A 13,945-nucleotide genomic window follows, 5' to 3' on the forward strand; every position below is an offset into this window, starting at 1 on the left:
GGATCATGGTAATTACGATTGACGGCCCTGCGGGAGCGGGTAAGAGCAGCGTTGCCCGAAAATTAGCGCAACGGCTCGGCTTCCACTTCCTCGATACCGGCGCGATGTATCGCACCGTTACCCACGTCGCGATGCAGCAGGGGCTCGATCTGCAAGACGTCACTGCAGTTGAAAGTCTCGCCGCCGCTTTGGAGATTCGGCTGGAACACGATCGGGTCTGGGCCAACGGCTGCGACGTCAGTATTTCCATTCGCACGCCCGAGGTCACACGCAACATTCGCCACGTTGCCGACATCGCCTCGGTCCGTCAAATCCTGAACCGTAAGCAGCGCACGCTGGTTGTTCGCAACGATTACGTGACCGAAGGACGCGACCAGGGGACCGAAGTGTTTCCCGACGCCATCTGCAAGATCTTCTTGACGGCATCTCCAGAGGAACGGGCGCGGCGACGCCAACGCCAGTTGCTGGCCAACGGACAAGCGATCGCCATCGAGCAATTGTTGGAAGAGCAAAACCTTCGCGACGATCAGGATCAGAATCGTGACGTCGGCCGGCTGTTTGCCGCGGAAGACGCGATCACCGTCAGCACCGATGGAATGGACGAATCGCAAGTCGTAGCACACTTAGAATCGTTGGTGCGGACCAAGCTTCCCAGTGACGGGTAGTCCAACGCCTTGTTGCATCGACGCATCCTTGGTGGGGCGAAATCAGGCGTCGGCGTCGCCGGTCGGCATCTCGCGGGTGGGCTCGTTGGCCAGGGCCGCTTCGATCTCCGCCAGGACCTCTCGGTCGGATTCGTCAATGCGACGCTCACGCAGTACCGCCTTCGCGGCCACGGTCGCGATCTGTCCCAGTGCCCACGCCGAGGCTCCTCGGACCAAATGCTCTGGATCCACAAGTCCTTGCGCCAAGGCATTGATCGCCGCGGGAGTTCTCGCATTGCCCAGCACGATCGCAGCGTTTCGAAGCAGGCCGCGTCGACGCGTTCGCCACAGCGGCGTCTTGCGATAGCGGGCTCGGAAGGCATCCTCGGTCAAGGAAAACAACGAGATCAATTCGGCGGGGTTCTGCGTCGCCAGCGGCTGAAAGCCCACTTCTTCGGCATCGCTGCCCCGACGGTTCCAGGGGCAAACGTCTTGGCAGACATCGCATCCAAAGACCCAATTCCCAATCGGCTGGCGAAGTTCCCTCGGGATCGGCGATCGATGTTCGATCGTCAAATAACTGATGCATCGCGTCGCATCGAGAACGCCCGGTTCGGGGAAGGCGGCCGTTGGGCACGCATCTATGCAAGCCCGGCACTTGCCGCAATGATCGCTTTCGTGCGGACGGTCGTAAGCCAATGGAAAGTCGACCAGCAACGCCGCCAGGAAAAAATAGCTCCCCTGCCACTTATTGATCAGCAGCGTGTTCTTGCCGGTCCAGCCGATGCCGGCGAGTTGCGCAAACTCACGCTCCAGCAAGGGGGCCGTATCGACGACACCCCGCACCGCGGCGTCGGGACGCTGGGCAAGCACCCAACGTTTGAGTGTCTTGAGCTTCTGATGCACCAGATCGTGGTAATCGATCGATCCCCACGCGTACCGCGCGAAACGGCCCTCCGTTGGCTGCGTCTCTGCCGGCGCGGCGGTCCGGTAGGGGAGCCCCAGCACCAATAAGCTCTGCACGCCCGGCATCACATGCTTCGGATCTCGATACGCGTCGCGCCGCGCGTCCAGATAGTCCATCTCGCCCGCTTTGCCCGAATCGATCCAATCCAGCAGTTGATGGTAGCCGCCAGGTTCCACCGCCGGGCAAGCGCCCGACAGATGAAAGCCCAGCCGCGTCGCTTCCGACTTGAGCCGATCGGTGAAGTCAGCCTTGGCTTCGGACATCAGAGGATGCGTTTCAACGCGACGTCGCCCGCGTGGCGACTTCGATCTCGTGTTTCATGTCGGCAACCGCTTTTTGGATTCCGACCATCACCGCCCGAGCGATGATCGAATGCCCAATGTTCAGTTCATGGACATTGGCGATCGCGGCTACGGGGTGAACGTTCTTGTAGGTTAGGCCATGCCCGGCGTGCAGCCGCATCCCGGCATCGACCACCGCTTTCCCGCAGAGCTTCAGACGTTCCAGTTCGCGCTCCGCCGCCTCTCCCTTTGCCAAGGCATAGGGACCGGTATGCAGTTCCACCGCGCCGACGCCTAATGCCGCAGCGCTTTCGATCTGCCGCAGGTCGGGATCCAGGAACAGACTGACGGGGATGCCTGCGTCGTGCAGTTGCTTGATTGCGGCAACGGCCCTCGCCGAATCTCCTGCGACGTTCAGGCCCCCTTCGGTCGTCACTTCTTCACGGCTCTCGGGGACTAACAGTGCCCAATCGGGTTTCACATCACAGGCGATATCGACGATCTCCGGAACGCAACCGAACTCCATGTTCACATGAACCGAGATCGTCTCTTTCAGGATTCGCACGTCGCGATCCTGGATGTGCCGGCGGTCTTCGCGCAGATGAAACGTGATCCCATCGGCCCCGCCAAGTTCCGCCAGGTAGGCAGCCGCCACGGGATCGGGCTCATAGGTTCTCCGTGCTTGTCGCACGGTCGCCACGTGATCGATGTTTACGCCTAATTCTACCACGACCGTCTCATCTCCCAATCTGTGCTTGCAACCAACGCATTTCTTCCGCAATGCCATCGGCCAAATTATCTACCTTCAGCGCGCTGGGGAGAACGCCCCATGCGTAGGTTTCCGCTTCCAAGTGTCCAGAAAAATCGAGCCCCTGAGTTGTTGAAAGCGCCACGATGCAATCGACCACCGCCTGTCGCGTGGCGTGCAATTGCCCGAACCGATCCAAATAGATTGGCACATGGAAATGAATCCGCCAGCTGTGATCATCCGCTGGCTCGCCCGAGCCGAGCAGTTCGGGGAGATCCTCCACCAAACGCTTGTCTCCCGTTTTCGAAACAACCATCGTTTGATGCAGGTAGCGGTCTTCAGCAAAGCCTGTCAATTGTTCGATTGCGGCGTGCCTCGCGTCGTCATCCATCGCATGCCAGGGAACTTCGATCGCACTGGAAACCTGCACCTTGCCGATTCCAATCCCCGCGTCGGCGTACCGTTGCAAGACGACCGATTGCTCCTCGCACATCACTGCCGCGTGACAAATGTCATGGCAGACGGTCAGGTACCGTCGCAGGTTCGTGCTAGGCAAATACTGATCGAAAAACTGAATCATGTCGTCGGTCGTATCGATCACGCAGCCCGGTTCGGGTTCGATAGCGATCACGATCCGGCGTCCCGACGCTTGCTCGATCGCTTCGAGTCTTGCGGCAACCTGCTTCAAATTCGCTGCCGCTTGCTGCATTTGTTGAGTGCTAGGGTGCGGTTCTCCCCAGCCCAACGGCAACGTGCTGATCGAACCGTTCACGCCTGCGGGGAGGATCTGATGCAAGATCTCCACCAATTGAAGCGTGTAGTCACGGCGTGCGTCTTCCCACCAGGTGGGAAGGTAGACACGGTGTTTGACGACCGCTTGATGGAAATTGCCGTAGGGGAAGCCGTTGATTGTGAACGGGACCAGGTGGCGATCGGCCAGCCATGCCGCGAACGCTGCCGAAGCGTTGGGGGCCGCCAGTTCGGCCGCCGCTTCGGCCGGGATCCACAGTCCAACACCCATCGATGGCGATGCCAGTCGATCGCGGACCGCGACTGCGATTTGGTCGAGATTGGTGCGGATCTGAGCGATATCGGTACCGGCATGCACGTTGGTGCAATACCCTGTCATCCACTGGTTAGTCACGCCGCGACTCCATTTCCATTCGAATCATCAATCGCCATGCGTCGGTCTCCTCCGGGTCGAGGCATTCAAACCCAGAAGACGTTGCGCGGCGGTATTCTACCTACCGATTAGGATGTCGTTTCGAATGGATCGTGGCAAGCGGATGTCGCGTTCGCAACGAAGCCGATGAGGCGCTGTTGGTCGGGCTACGGACAGCGCATAAAAAAATCGTTCGACCAAAACAAGTTTGATCGAACGACTGTTGTACATCTAATGCGGGGTGAGATTATTCGCTAGCGCGAACGTTCTCAGCACGCGGTCCCTTGGGGCCGCTACCTTCAGTGTATTCAACATTTTGACCTTCACGCAGGCTTTCAAAACTGCCTTCGACTACTGCCGAGTGGTGGAAGAAGATATCTCCACGCTCGCCATCGATGAAGCCAAAACCCTTGTCCGTAATTTTCTTAATCGTTCCTTGCGACACTTCGCAATTCTCCCAGGTAGCACGAAAACGTAGATAGACGCAACCGGCACGCCGTGCAACACGTGCAGGCCAAGTTACAATTCGTCCCGAAAGACGAACAAAAAAGGGAGCTTGCTGAACTAAAAGAGAATGATTCAGCTGACGAAGAATGGGTGGATTATCCACGATCACTCAATCGAAGGGCCAAGTCAAAACGTGTGGGCCGCAGCAAGAAAGTAAAGGGACAAAGCCAGCGTCGTTTCAAGCAAATCGGCGAACATCTAGTTTGCGTTCGCTACCAATTTCATCGGTCAGCTTAACAGCACCTGCGTGATAAAGTCAATCGCAATGTCCCTAATTCATCGATTCGGTTCATTCTTCACCGCACCAAGCCGATCTCACCGCGCAATCTGGGGCCGCCCTGATGAGGCCCCGAACCGATTCAAAAATACGAGACAGCCAACGCTCGAGCACGTAGACTAGCGAATCCGCTGACGCCGCGGTGCCCTTTCCATCCATCCCACAGGCGACCAACCATGCTCCCCCGCAACCTTCGATTGGGTCTTCGATTGTTTTTCGCGTTGCTGCTCCTTTGCGTCGCCCAGCCGGTGTTCGCCATCAAACCGCCGCAGGTGCTCGATCCCGACTGGCAGATCGAGTTGGTTTTGTCGGAGCCCGAAATCGTCACTCCAACAGGTTGTTGTATCGACCATGATGGCAATCTGATGGTGGTCGAATGTCACACCCATTTTCCACCCGAAGGATACGCCGGTCCCAAAACCGATCGGATCTACCGAATCGAAGACAGCGACGGTGATGGGATCCCCGATCGCAAGCGTCTGTTTTACGAACAGGGGCAAGCGACGATGGCGATCGCGCCGCTGGAAGATGGTTGGTTCGCTGTCGCCACGCGCAGCGAATTGGTGCGGATTCGGGACAGCGATGGCGATCACGTGGCCGATCAACGCGAGGTTTTGTTGTCTCTGAAAACAACCGCCACCTACCCGCACAACGGACTCTCGGGGTTGACGATGGACGCGGCGGGTTGGCTGTACGTCGGCCAAGGCGAGAACCTTGGCGAACCTTACGAATTGATCGCCGTCGACGGTTCGAAGCAAGTTGGCGATGGCGAAGGGGGCAACATCTTTCGCTGCACCTTCGATGGACATGATCTGCAACGCGTCGCGACCGGATTCTGGAATCCGTTTGGGATCACGATCGATCCCTCCGGGCGTTTGTGGACTGTCGGGAACGATCCCGACGCGATGCCGCCTTGTCGGCTGATCCATGTCGTCCGCGGCGCGGACTACGGATTCCAATTCCGATTTGGGCGGGCCGGCACCCATCCGCTGCAAGCCTGGAATGGTGAATTGCCAGGCACCCTTCCGATGGCCGCGGGCACGGGCGAGGCCCCCTGCGACCTGATTGCTCACGGCGATCGGCTGTGGGTGACCAGTTGGGGCGACAATCGCATCGAACGTTATCGACCGCAATCGCGGGGAGCGTCTTGGTCTAGCGAGGCCGAAGTGTTTGTCCAAGGGGATGCCAGCTTCCGTCCCGTCGCGATGGCTGCCGCCGCCGACGGATCGGTTTTTGTGACCGATTGGGCGGATCGCAGCTATCCCGTGCACGGCAAAGGGAGAGTATGGCGTCTGAGCCGGAAGGCCAGTGCATCCGCGCCAACCGAATCGTTTCCCGTTTTGACGGCTGCCGAAATCGAAACCAATCGAATTCAAAATGCCGCCGAGACGACACTGGATGAAAGGCTGAAAGCTTTAGAGAGCGACGACGTGTTCCTTCGTCAGGCGGCCCTTGTTGGCTTGGTAGAATCCAATCAGCTTGCGGCGATCGATCAGGGGGCATTGAGGTCGCCGCGTCAGCGTGAAGCGTTGTTGACCGGTTGGCGTTGGCAAGAATTGACAGCCCCCGGTAGCATCTCCCCCCAACAACGCGATGCGTTGATCGCGTGGGGATTGACCGACATCGATCCCGACGTCGCGTTCACGGCGCTGCGTTGGGCAACGGAGCAGCGATGCAAGGATCATTTACCTGCGATTCGCAAACTGTTGGAGCGAGATTCGCTGTCGCCTCGGTTGTTCTCCGCAGTCGTTGCTTCAATCGCCTACCTCGAAAATGGCTCGGCCGCTCGTGGCGTCCGCGACCCCGCACGGGAGAAACTGCTCTTGGAGTTCGCTGCCAATCCCACCACTGCGTTGGGGCTGCGTGCGATGGCAATCGAAATGCTCCCCAGTGAATCGAAGCTTCCAACGGCCGAACAATTAGCAAAATGGATCGTCCAGGCAAACGATCGATCTCTGGGAGTCCAGGGCGTCCGGATGTTGGTCGCCCGTGGCGGCGATGACGACTTCGCCCAGTTGGCAATCCTGGCCAGCACGGAATCGGTCGACCTGCAAACCCGCGCCGATGCGATCGCCGGCTTGGCCCGTAATGCCGGACCGCATGGTATGGTGCTGAATCAAATGGCACTGCCGCGCCAGCCCGACGTGATCCGCCGCGAAGCGGAACGCGTACTGAAGCAAACTCGCCAAGATCACTCGGCAGCGCTGCCCCACCGCGAGGATCTTGATCGCTGGAACGATCTGGTTGGCAGCGGAGGGGATCCTGAATCGGGGCGGCGGGTTTTCTTTCGCACAACCTGTGTTAATTGTCATTCGCATCGGGGCCGCGGCGCTTCGACGGGGCCCGATCTCACAAGTTTGTCCGGCCACATGACGCGGCGTCGCGTGCTCGAATCGATCCTGCATCCGAGCAAAGAAGTCGGCCCTCTGTATGTTCCGTGGCGGGTCGTGACAATCGACGGCCAGGTGCTGACGGGGCTCAAGCTGGATAAAGCAGGGGTTGGCAACAGCCTTCGTTTACAGGGGGCCGATGGTCTGATCTTCGAAGTTCCGTTGGCTGATATCGAGAGCCAATTGCCGGTCGCGCAATCGATCATGCCGACGGGGTTGGAAGGAACGATGAGTATCGAAGAGCTGCGCGACCTGATCGCTTTTCTGGTGCATCCCACACCGTGATCTCACCGGTTGGGAATCGTCGAAGTGAAAAATCAGCTCGGCTGTGCCGACGCTGTCGACGCGCGAACGGTCGTGACGAGATCACGATAACGTTGGTAGAGCTTGCTCAAGTGAACCCCTAAGTAAAGGTTCGCAAGGAACGAGATCATCAGAAAGAACTGAAAGACACTCATGCTTTGCAGTCGGTCTTTGGTCACGCGGCTTTCGGCGATCAACGTGTTGTTGTCGTACAGCAACGCGTCTTTCGCTTTGGCAAGCGTGTCGTTCTCGCGTTCGAGTTCCAGCGTTTTCGTCGACAGCCGTTCGCGTTCTGCCAATAGCAGCGCGGAGGTCTTGTCGTCCGATTCAGTTTTCCCCAATTGGTCGCGAATCGATCCGTTGAACAGCCCGCCGTTGGCCGCGATCAGCAACCGTGGATCGGTCTGTTGGCCGTATGCCCCTTGCGCATACGCGGCCGAACCAAGCCCCAATTGTGACTGCGGGTATCCGAGCCCCGAGTTGTAGTTTGGATTCGGATATCCCAAGCCAGGATTGGCACTCTGGGCGTTGAGGTTGTTTGGGTTTCCATTGTTAACAAACCCCGTGCCGTCGCCGGAGTAGTTTCCATTGGGATATTGCCCTTGGTTTCCGTTGGTGCCGGTGCCGTAACCGTTCCGCAGAGGACCCAGGTTCTGATTGTTGGCGTACCCGTTTTGTGGTGCTTGTTGCGAATTGTACCCGGGTTGGTTGCTGTTCACCGTTTGCAGGTTCGTGTCGTTGGGCTGTGGTTGCTGTTGGGTGTACTGATTGTTGCCGTATTGGTTGGCATACCCTGGCGCGCTGTATCCGTTGGTCTCATTGGTTGTGGTGTTGGGATTCGGATTGGCAAACGTCGATAATGGTGAACCATTGCGATTGTCGGTGGCGTAGGCGGGATTGGCGTTGGGGTTGTTGCGGTCGTATGTGTTGTTGTTCGCAGGGGCGCCTTGCGCCGCGTTGTTGGTATTGGTGTTGTAGAGATTGGGCTGCTGGTTGGTTGCCGTGGTCATCTCTTCGCGCGTCGGTCCGTAGGGAGCTGTCGACGGCGCAGTGGCACGGGGCTGATTCGCATTGGATTGCCAAGAACTGTCGCGGTAGGTCGAACTACCCGTAGCGGCGGCCTGAGACGCACGTGGGTCGTTATAGCTGCGGAGGTCATTGGTTGGCGCGGCAGCGGCGTTTTGTTGCGAGGGGTCGTTGGTGCCGCTGCGGAAATTTTGCAGGGCGGGATTGGCGTTGTTCGTCGTGCCTGTGTTTCGGTTGGTCGTGTCCGCGGTGAAGGCGCTGGTGCTGGGCATCGCATTGCCCACGTTGCGGACCGAGTTGGGAGCCGCTTGGTTGGTTGTGGTTCGGGGTTGTTGGGCGGTTTGCGGCGCGGTGCCCATTTGGCCCGGCAGCGTGAATCCACCGTTAGGGACTCCATTTTGACCGCGCACGACAGTGCTCGGATCGCTCGCTTCCCAGACCTGGGTTTCGGTAACTTGTTGGATCGCACCAAGAACCGGCCCCAATTCATCGGGAGCGCTATTGGGGGCCAAGTCGCCAAAATCTTGCGGCAACGGACCATCGCCTACGCGAACGACGACGCGAGACACAAGCCCGCGAACGCGCGGGTCGATCCGACTGGTAAAACCACCGGATTGTTCAAGCTGTCCCGGAGGGATCTGAATGATGTATTCGATCCCACCTTTATCATCGGGCTGCCAGCCATAATCGACTGTGATCGCAGCCAACGCGAGAAGTAGAGGGGCTCCGCCCATCGCACCAATCCTTGTAAACATCAACCTAAAATAAGGACGCATTCCACGCGTGCATGAAATGCATTTTCCGCAATCTTATGAAATCTACAGGAATGCGTAAAGATGGAAAGGTTTGCTGCCGGGAGCCTCCGAAAACGTAGCGGTTGTTTTATTGAAAGCTAGCAAAATAAACGGTTCGTTATCAGCCTAAGGACAATGGTTCTGGGGGCCTTCGGTAATCTGCGGTACATCGAGATGATGCGATTTGAAACGAAAAAGATATACGAAAAATGGGGAAGACCGTCGGAGAAAATGTTGACTATCCGCGGGCGTTGGCAAGATGCAAGTCCGTTCTCGGGATTCGCAATGCTCCCAAGCACCGACATCGCGTTGGTGGCTATATTCGGCCTCTCTGGACCTGCTGAATCGCCATCACAATCGATAATACCGGCACATTCCTAGCGTTGCATGCATAGGTTTGGTTGGTCTGTGGGGCCTCGTTGAAAAACCGTCATCTTGTTTTCGTATGCCCTCCAATTTGGACTATGCTGGTGCGAAACCCGCCGCACCCATCGCGGCCTCTCGCCCCCTGGGCTGTCACTTCCCTCGATCACTGAACGCACGTTCTCTCCCCGATTCGACCAATGGACGACGTCTCCTTGCTTGATCTACCGTTCCGATTTGCATTTGACGGACCGCTTGGTCGCGTTTTGCACCGGCACGCTTTGAACGACATCGCGGCGGCGCGTTTGAGTTGGAAGTTCAAAGCCTATTATCGCATCCGACCCTGGATCCCGATCGCACTGCGACAGCGTCTGCAAAGGGGCCGTAACCGATCGCTCGATACGCCGGCCGATTGGTACCTGCCAACACCGTTCCTCCGCGACTGGCAACAAGCTTGTCAGGCCAACGTCGAATCCACAAAAACACTGCACCCTTGGCCCGATGGTTTTCGAGTCGCCATGGTGCTGACCCACGATGTGGAAACGCGTGTGGGAGCTCGGCTCGCCCCTGCCCTTGCGAGTCTTGAAGAGGAATATGGGTTTCGATCGGCTTGGAATTTTGTCCCCTACAAATACAAGATCGATGCGGGATTATTGGATGACTTGCGTTCCCGCGGTCACGAGATCGGAGTGCATGGCTATAACCACGATGGTCGTCTGTTTGAATCGCGACGGACCTTCGATTGGCGCAAGCTTCGGATCAACGAAGCGATCGAAGATTTTGGATCCAAAGGCTTTCGCGCCCCGATGGTCCATCGCAATCTTCAGTGGCTGCAGGGGCTCAACGTCGATTACGACGCCAGTTGCTTTGATGTCGACCCCTTCCAAGCGATGCCCGGTGGGATCGGTTCACCATGGCCATTTATCGCTGGCAAGTTTGTCGAACTTCCATACACGCTACCGCAAGATCACACGCTGCTGGTCGCGTTAGGGGAAACGACGCCTCGCGTCTGGATCGACAAGCTGGAATATTTGCGGCGGATCGCCGGCATGGCGATGTTGATTACGCACCCCGATTATCTCGACACGGCCAGTCGATTAGACGTCTACCGGCAATTCTTGGAATACCTCCGCGAACAAACCGATCTCTGGCATGCACTGCCGCACGAAGTCGCAACTTGGTGGCGGCAACGCGATCAGTCGACGATCTCTCCCACCGACGATTCGATCGATGGACCTGCGGCGTCTCGTGGCCGAGTGGTCTCGATGGAGCAATTGTTTGCGGCGAGCGATTGCCCGACGCCATGAGGGTGCCGGCGGCGCTCCGCCGCGGGAAGTTCATTGCATTGCGATAGAAAGGCTTGCCCCGTGGCTTCGGAAGCAGAGGCGTTTTAAGAACGCGGCCTTGCCTGAATTACGTCTAATTGCGGTTCGACGCGCCACCGTGGACAGCGGTCAGTTGGAAGCGTTCGACCGAGACCTGCGTTCCTTCGGGCAGCGCCGTGCGACCGCCCGATTCAAGGATCAGAAGTCGATAGAACGACGCCGTGGGCAGCCAACGCAGCAGCGCGTTGCTGGTTGCCAGGCCGATGAACAACGGCCGGCTGGTGCCTGCTGGTCGGCTGATTCGATTCATTTCTACAACGTCAACATCGTAAGGGACATCGGCGGCCAATTGGTTGACGATTCGACGATGGCTACGTAGCAGATGGTAAGTCGTCCAGCCGCCTGCGGCGGGGGAGAACGCTTCGATGCGGATCGGCCGCCGCGCGATATCGACCAGCTCGCTGGATAGCGCCACAAACAGCTGTGGATCCAAAACAACGCGTCCCCCTGGCACCAGGATCGGCGTCTGGGCGGAATGATCAGCCGCGTTGACGATCGATTGGGCGAGGCTTCGCAGCGACGCGGTCGTGGCGGTGGGCGACGCGACGGCGTGGGGTGGATCAATCCATACCGTGGCCGCCGATGGTTCGGGTTCTTCCGCGGCGGACAATGCTTTCAGGCGAGCGGAGACCCGCATCGATGCAGGAATCTGTGGGCTGGTCGGCAAGCTGGTCATACGACGACTTATCCCTTGCGGATGCGGCTGAACAAAGTGGTCAGATCGTTAAGCGTCTTGGTCGCTGCGGGAACCGCAGCTCGCGGTACGATCCCGTCCGCCTCTTGGACTTCATCTTCGATGATCAATAGATCGCGGTCGTCCGCAACTTCGATGTCGCGGGCGGCCATCGGTTTTGCATTGGTGTGCGCCGCGTGCCCTCGTGTCTTCAGGCCTTGGAAATGTCCGGAAACAATTCCCGGCGTGGTGTCGATGGCCGCATGGTTGATCGAGATCACTTCGGTACGCAGCAAGTCTTCCGTTTCGGCCAGCGGGGGATCGTTACCCTCCACGACATTGCCCATCCACAGCACAGGGCTCGGCTGGGTTTCGGGGGCTGGAGCGCCGGCGGTGATACGGACCGGTTGCGAAGCGGCATCGCTGGGACGATGGATTTCGAGCGCGATTTCGTCTTCGAAGTCACCAAAGGGATCGACGGGTTTGGGCGAACCGTTGGTCGCAACCGGGCTCGAGGAAACTTGGTCTTCGATCGTCACATCCGTCGGTGCATCCAAGCCGACGTTCCAAAGATCGTCGGAGATCGTGCCATACGCCGCTTCACTGGTAACCGGTTCGTCGCTGACGTTGTTCAATTCGAGATCGGTCGAAACCTGTTCGGCAATATGCAAATCGCCCGTCACCGTGGTTTCCTCTCGGAAACAGACTGTTTCCGCATCCAGGTCGTTTTCGCACGGCAATTCGTCGGTCGCGTTGTCTTGGTCGGAGATGGCAGGCAACAGATTCAGCGGTTGAGATTCCGATGAAATCTTGTCGGCCGAACAGCTCGCCTTTCCACATCCTCCGGAGGCACATGTCGAATGCGTCGACAGACGCACAACCGGGAAATTGCGGAAACGTTGCGAGCTGTCCTCGTCAACCAGCGGCTGTTCGCTGGCGGAGGTCGTCTGAGAACCGCAGACTTCCTTGGCCTCGTCCGATGTGACCTCGGGCTCGACGATCGTTTCATCCTTTACGTCGGCTTGATCGCTAGCCGCTTCTTCGTATTGTCCGAGCACGAACGTCGGTTCCCGGTCGGAGTCGCTCGATTCGTGTCCTTCGGCGATCACCGATTCCACGCCGAAGGCTTGAGCAAAGGCATCCGCCAGCGAGATCTCCGCGGGGCTGCCGGCGTCGAAGGCGAAGTGGTCGCGTTCGTGTTCGGCGACCAATTGAACACAGGCCTCCAGCATCTCAAAGCTTTCACTGACCACTTGATCGTGATCGATCGGTTCGAGGTAGGCCGAGTCGCTTTCCAGATCCGCCGAAGCAATCCGATCCACCTCGGATTCCGCTAGCTCTGGTTTGTCTTCCGCGGTTTCCTCTTCAAAGGTTTCGTCGAAATTCTCGTCGAAATCGGACAGTTCCCCAAATTCGATCGACGCAGCATCGTCGCCGTCGCTCAATGGTCCAAAGTCGACAGTCGATGCCTTGGATGGATTTTTAGGATTGGTGCGTGTCGGCATGGGGAGCTGTTGGAGGTCGGCCCAGGCGTCTTGGACGATCTCGGCGGTGATGATCTCGACATCTTGCTGTTCGGCAAAGTACAGCACATGGTTCATCAGTTGGTTGATCAGACGAGGGATCCCGTCGCTGGCGCTGTGGACACTGGAGATCGCATCGTCGCGAATCAAATCGGTCGGTTCGGCACCGACGCGTTTCAGTTGTTGTCGGATATAGTCGGCGGTTTCACCTACGGACAACGCGTGCAGATAACACCGCGCCGCGATCCGTTGTGAAAAGGATGCGAGCCGTGGATCGGAAAGATTTTCGTCCAAGCGAAGCCCTCCCGCCAAAAGCGTCCGTACGCGCGGCTTGCCGTCGCGGACGATGCTGCTGATCATGCGAATCTCTTCCAATAATTCGGCCGAAAGCGATTGCGCTTCGTCGACGATCAGCAACGTTCCGTGGTCGCCCGAGTTCTCGCGGGGCCGCAAGAAATCAATCAGCGCCAGTCGCAGTTCCCCTTCCTCTTGATCGCGGTAGGGAAGGTTCAATTGGAACATGATCGCTTGCAACAGTTCGCGACTGGTATCGATCTGCCCTTCGGAGAGCAAGGCGACTTTGTAGAGGCTGCGGTAATCGTTGGCAATCAGATTGCACAACAACGATTTTCCCAACCCCGGACCACCGATCACGATCGAGGGCCCTTCGGCTCGTTCGATCGAACGTTTGATCCGGCGACGTGTCTCTTCGACCGAACCGATCCCACAGTACGATTCCGCTTGCGGTGTCGCTGGAAATGGAGAAGCAGCGAAATAGTACTTTGAATCAATGGGAAGATCGTTCTTATCAGCCATGGTCGTCTACTGGTTGGATTGCGGAGATAAAATCCGAACATACGGTCTAATCGGTTTGTTCGGCAAATCTTGCCAGCCGACTGAAG

The 13,945-nt window shown here is 58.0% G+C and carries 10 protein-coding genes; 3 read left to right on the forward strand and 7 right to left on the reverse strand.

Going from position 1 to position 13,945, the window contains the following annotated elements:
• Positions 1 to 5: 5 nt before the first annotated feature.
• On the forward strand, positions 6 to 665 hold the full coding sequence (gene cmk / locus Poly24_RS07135; protein WP_145092525.1) for a (d)CMP kinase: 660 nt from the start codon (positions 6 to 8) through the stop codon (positions 663 to 665).
• Between the two features lie 42 nt (positions 666 to 707).
• On the opposite strand, the gene queG is transcribed toward cmk, so the two are convergent.
• From queG to Poly24_RS27925, 4 genes are all read right to left on the reverse strand, one after another.
• Positions 708 to 1,874 carry a tRNA epoxyqueuosine(34) reductase QueG gene (gene queG, locus Poly24_RS07140; protein WP_145092528.1) on the reverse strand — a complete coding sequence of 389 codons (1,167 nt, stop codon included), beginning with the start codon at positions 1,872 to 1,874 and terminating at the stop codon, positions 708 to 710.
• 13 nt (positions 1,875 to 1,887) lie between these two features.
• Complete coding sequence (locus tag Poly24_RS07145; protein WP_145092531.1) at positions 1,888 to 2,679, reverse strand: pyridoxine 5'-phosphate synthase; 792 nt, start codon at positions 2,677 to 2,679, stop codon at positions 1,888 to 1,890.
• Positions 2,630 to 3,784, reverse strand: a complete 1,155-nt coding sequence (gene eboE / locus Poly24_RS07150) for a metabolite traffic protein EboE (protein WP_231753503.1) — start codon at positions 3,782 to 3,784, stop codon at positions 2,630 to 2,632. Before eboE ends, Poly24_RS07145 begins: the two co-directional genes overlap by 50 nt.
• Positions 3,785 to 4,049: 265 nt before the next feature.
• Positions 4,050 to 4,412: a cold-shock protein gene (locus Poly24_RS27925; protein WP_449314249.1), complete on the reverse strand. Its 363-nt coding sequence runs from the start codon at positions 4,410 to 4,412 to the stop codon at positions 4,050 to 4,052.
• Positions 4,413 to 4,807: 395 nt separating this feature from the next.
• Between Poly24_RS27925 and Poly24_RS07160 the strand changes: the two genes are divergently transcribed.
• Positions 4,808 to 7,261: a PVC-type heme-binding CxxCH protein gene (locus Poly24_RS07160; RefSeq protein WP_197452389.1), complete on the forward strand. Its 2,454-nt coding sequence runs from the start codon at positions 4,808 to 4,810 to the stop codon at positions 7,259 to 7,261.
• A gap of 32 nt (positions 7,262 to 7,293) precedes the next feature.
• On the opposite strand, the gene Poly24_RS07165 is transcribed toward Poly24_RS07160, so the two are convergent.
• Positions 7,294 to 9,039 (reverse strand): hypothetical protein, encoded by a 1,746-nt coding sequence (locus Poly24_RS07165; protein WP_145092537.1) that lies wholly within the window; start codon positions 9,037 to 9,039, stop codon positions 7,294 to 7,296.
• Between the two features lie 623 nt (positions 9,040 to 9,662).
• Here Poly24_RS07165 and Poly24_RS07170 point away from each other — a divergent pair.
• Positions 9,663 to 10,769 (forward strand): polysaccharide deacetylase family protein, encoded by a 1,107-nt coding sequence (locus tag Poly24_RS07170; protein WP_145092540.1) that lies wholly within the window; start codon positions 9,663 to 9,665, stop codon positions 10,767 to 10,769.
• A gap of 112 nt (positions 10,770 to 10,881) precedes the next feature.
• On the opposite strand, the gene Poly24_RS07175 is transcribed toward Poly24_RS07170, so the two are convergent.
• The gene (locus Poly24_RS07175) at positions 10,882 to 11,523 is read right to left on the reverse strand and encodes a hypothetical protein (protein WP_145092543.1); all 642 of its coding nucleotides are present in this window, start codon (positions 11,521 to 11,523) and stop codon (positions 10,882 to 10,884) included.
• Between the two features lie 8 nt (positions 11,524 to 11,531).
• Complete coding sequence (locus Poly24_RS07180) at positions 11,532 to 13,859, reverse strand: ExeA family protein (RefSeq protein ID WP_145092546.1); 2,328 nt, start codon at positions 13,857 to 13,859, stop codon at positions 11,532 to 11,534.
• Positions 13,860 to 13,945 lie beyond the last annotated feature (86 nt).

Source organism: Rosistilla carotiformis (assembly GCF_007753095.1).
Taxonomy (GTDB): Bacteria; Planctomycetota; Planctomycetia; order Pirellulales; family Pirellulaceae; genus Rosistilla; species Rosistilla carotiformis.

Bases quoted from the DNA above. Each gene is read 5' to 3' on its own strand.
- Poly24_RS07175 (WP_145092543.1), bottom strand. From the start codon at position 11,523: ATGACCAGCTTGCCGACCAGCCCACAGATTCCTGCATCGATGCGGGTC.
- cmk (WP_145092525.1), top strand. From the start codon at position 6: ATGGTAATTACGATTGACGGCCCTGCGGGAGCGGGTAAGAGCAGCGTT.
- Poly24_RS07180 (WP_145092546.1), bottom strand. From the start codon at position 13,859: ATGGCTGATAAGAACGATCTTCCCATTGATTCAAAGTACTATTTCGCT.
- Poly24_RS07165 (WP_145092537.1), bottom strand. From the start codon at position 9,039: ATGGGCGGAGCCCCTCTACTTCTCGCGTTGGCTGCGATCACAGTCGAT.
- Poly24_RS07170 (WP_145092540.1), top strand. From the start codon at position 9,663: ATGGACGACGTCTCCTTGCTTGATCTACCGTTCCGATTTGCATTTGAC.
- queG (WP_145092528.1), bottom strand. From the start codon at position 1,874: ATGTCCGAAGCCAAGGCTGACTTCACCGATCGGCTCAAGTCGGAAGCG.
- Poly24_RS07145 (WP_145092531.1), bottom strand. From the start codon at position 2,679: ATGGCATTGCGGAAGAAATGCGTTGGTTGCAAGCACAGATTGGGAGAT.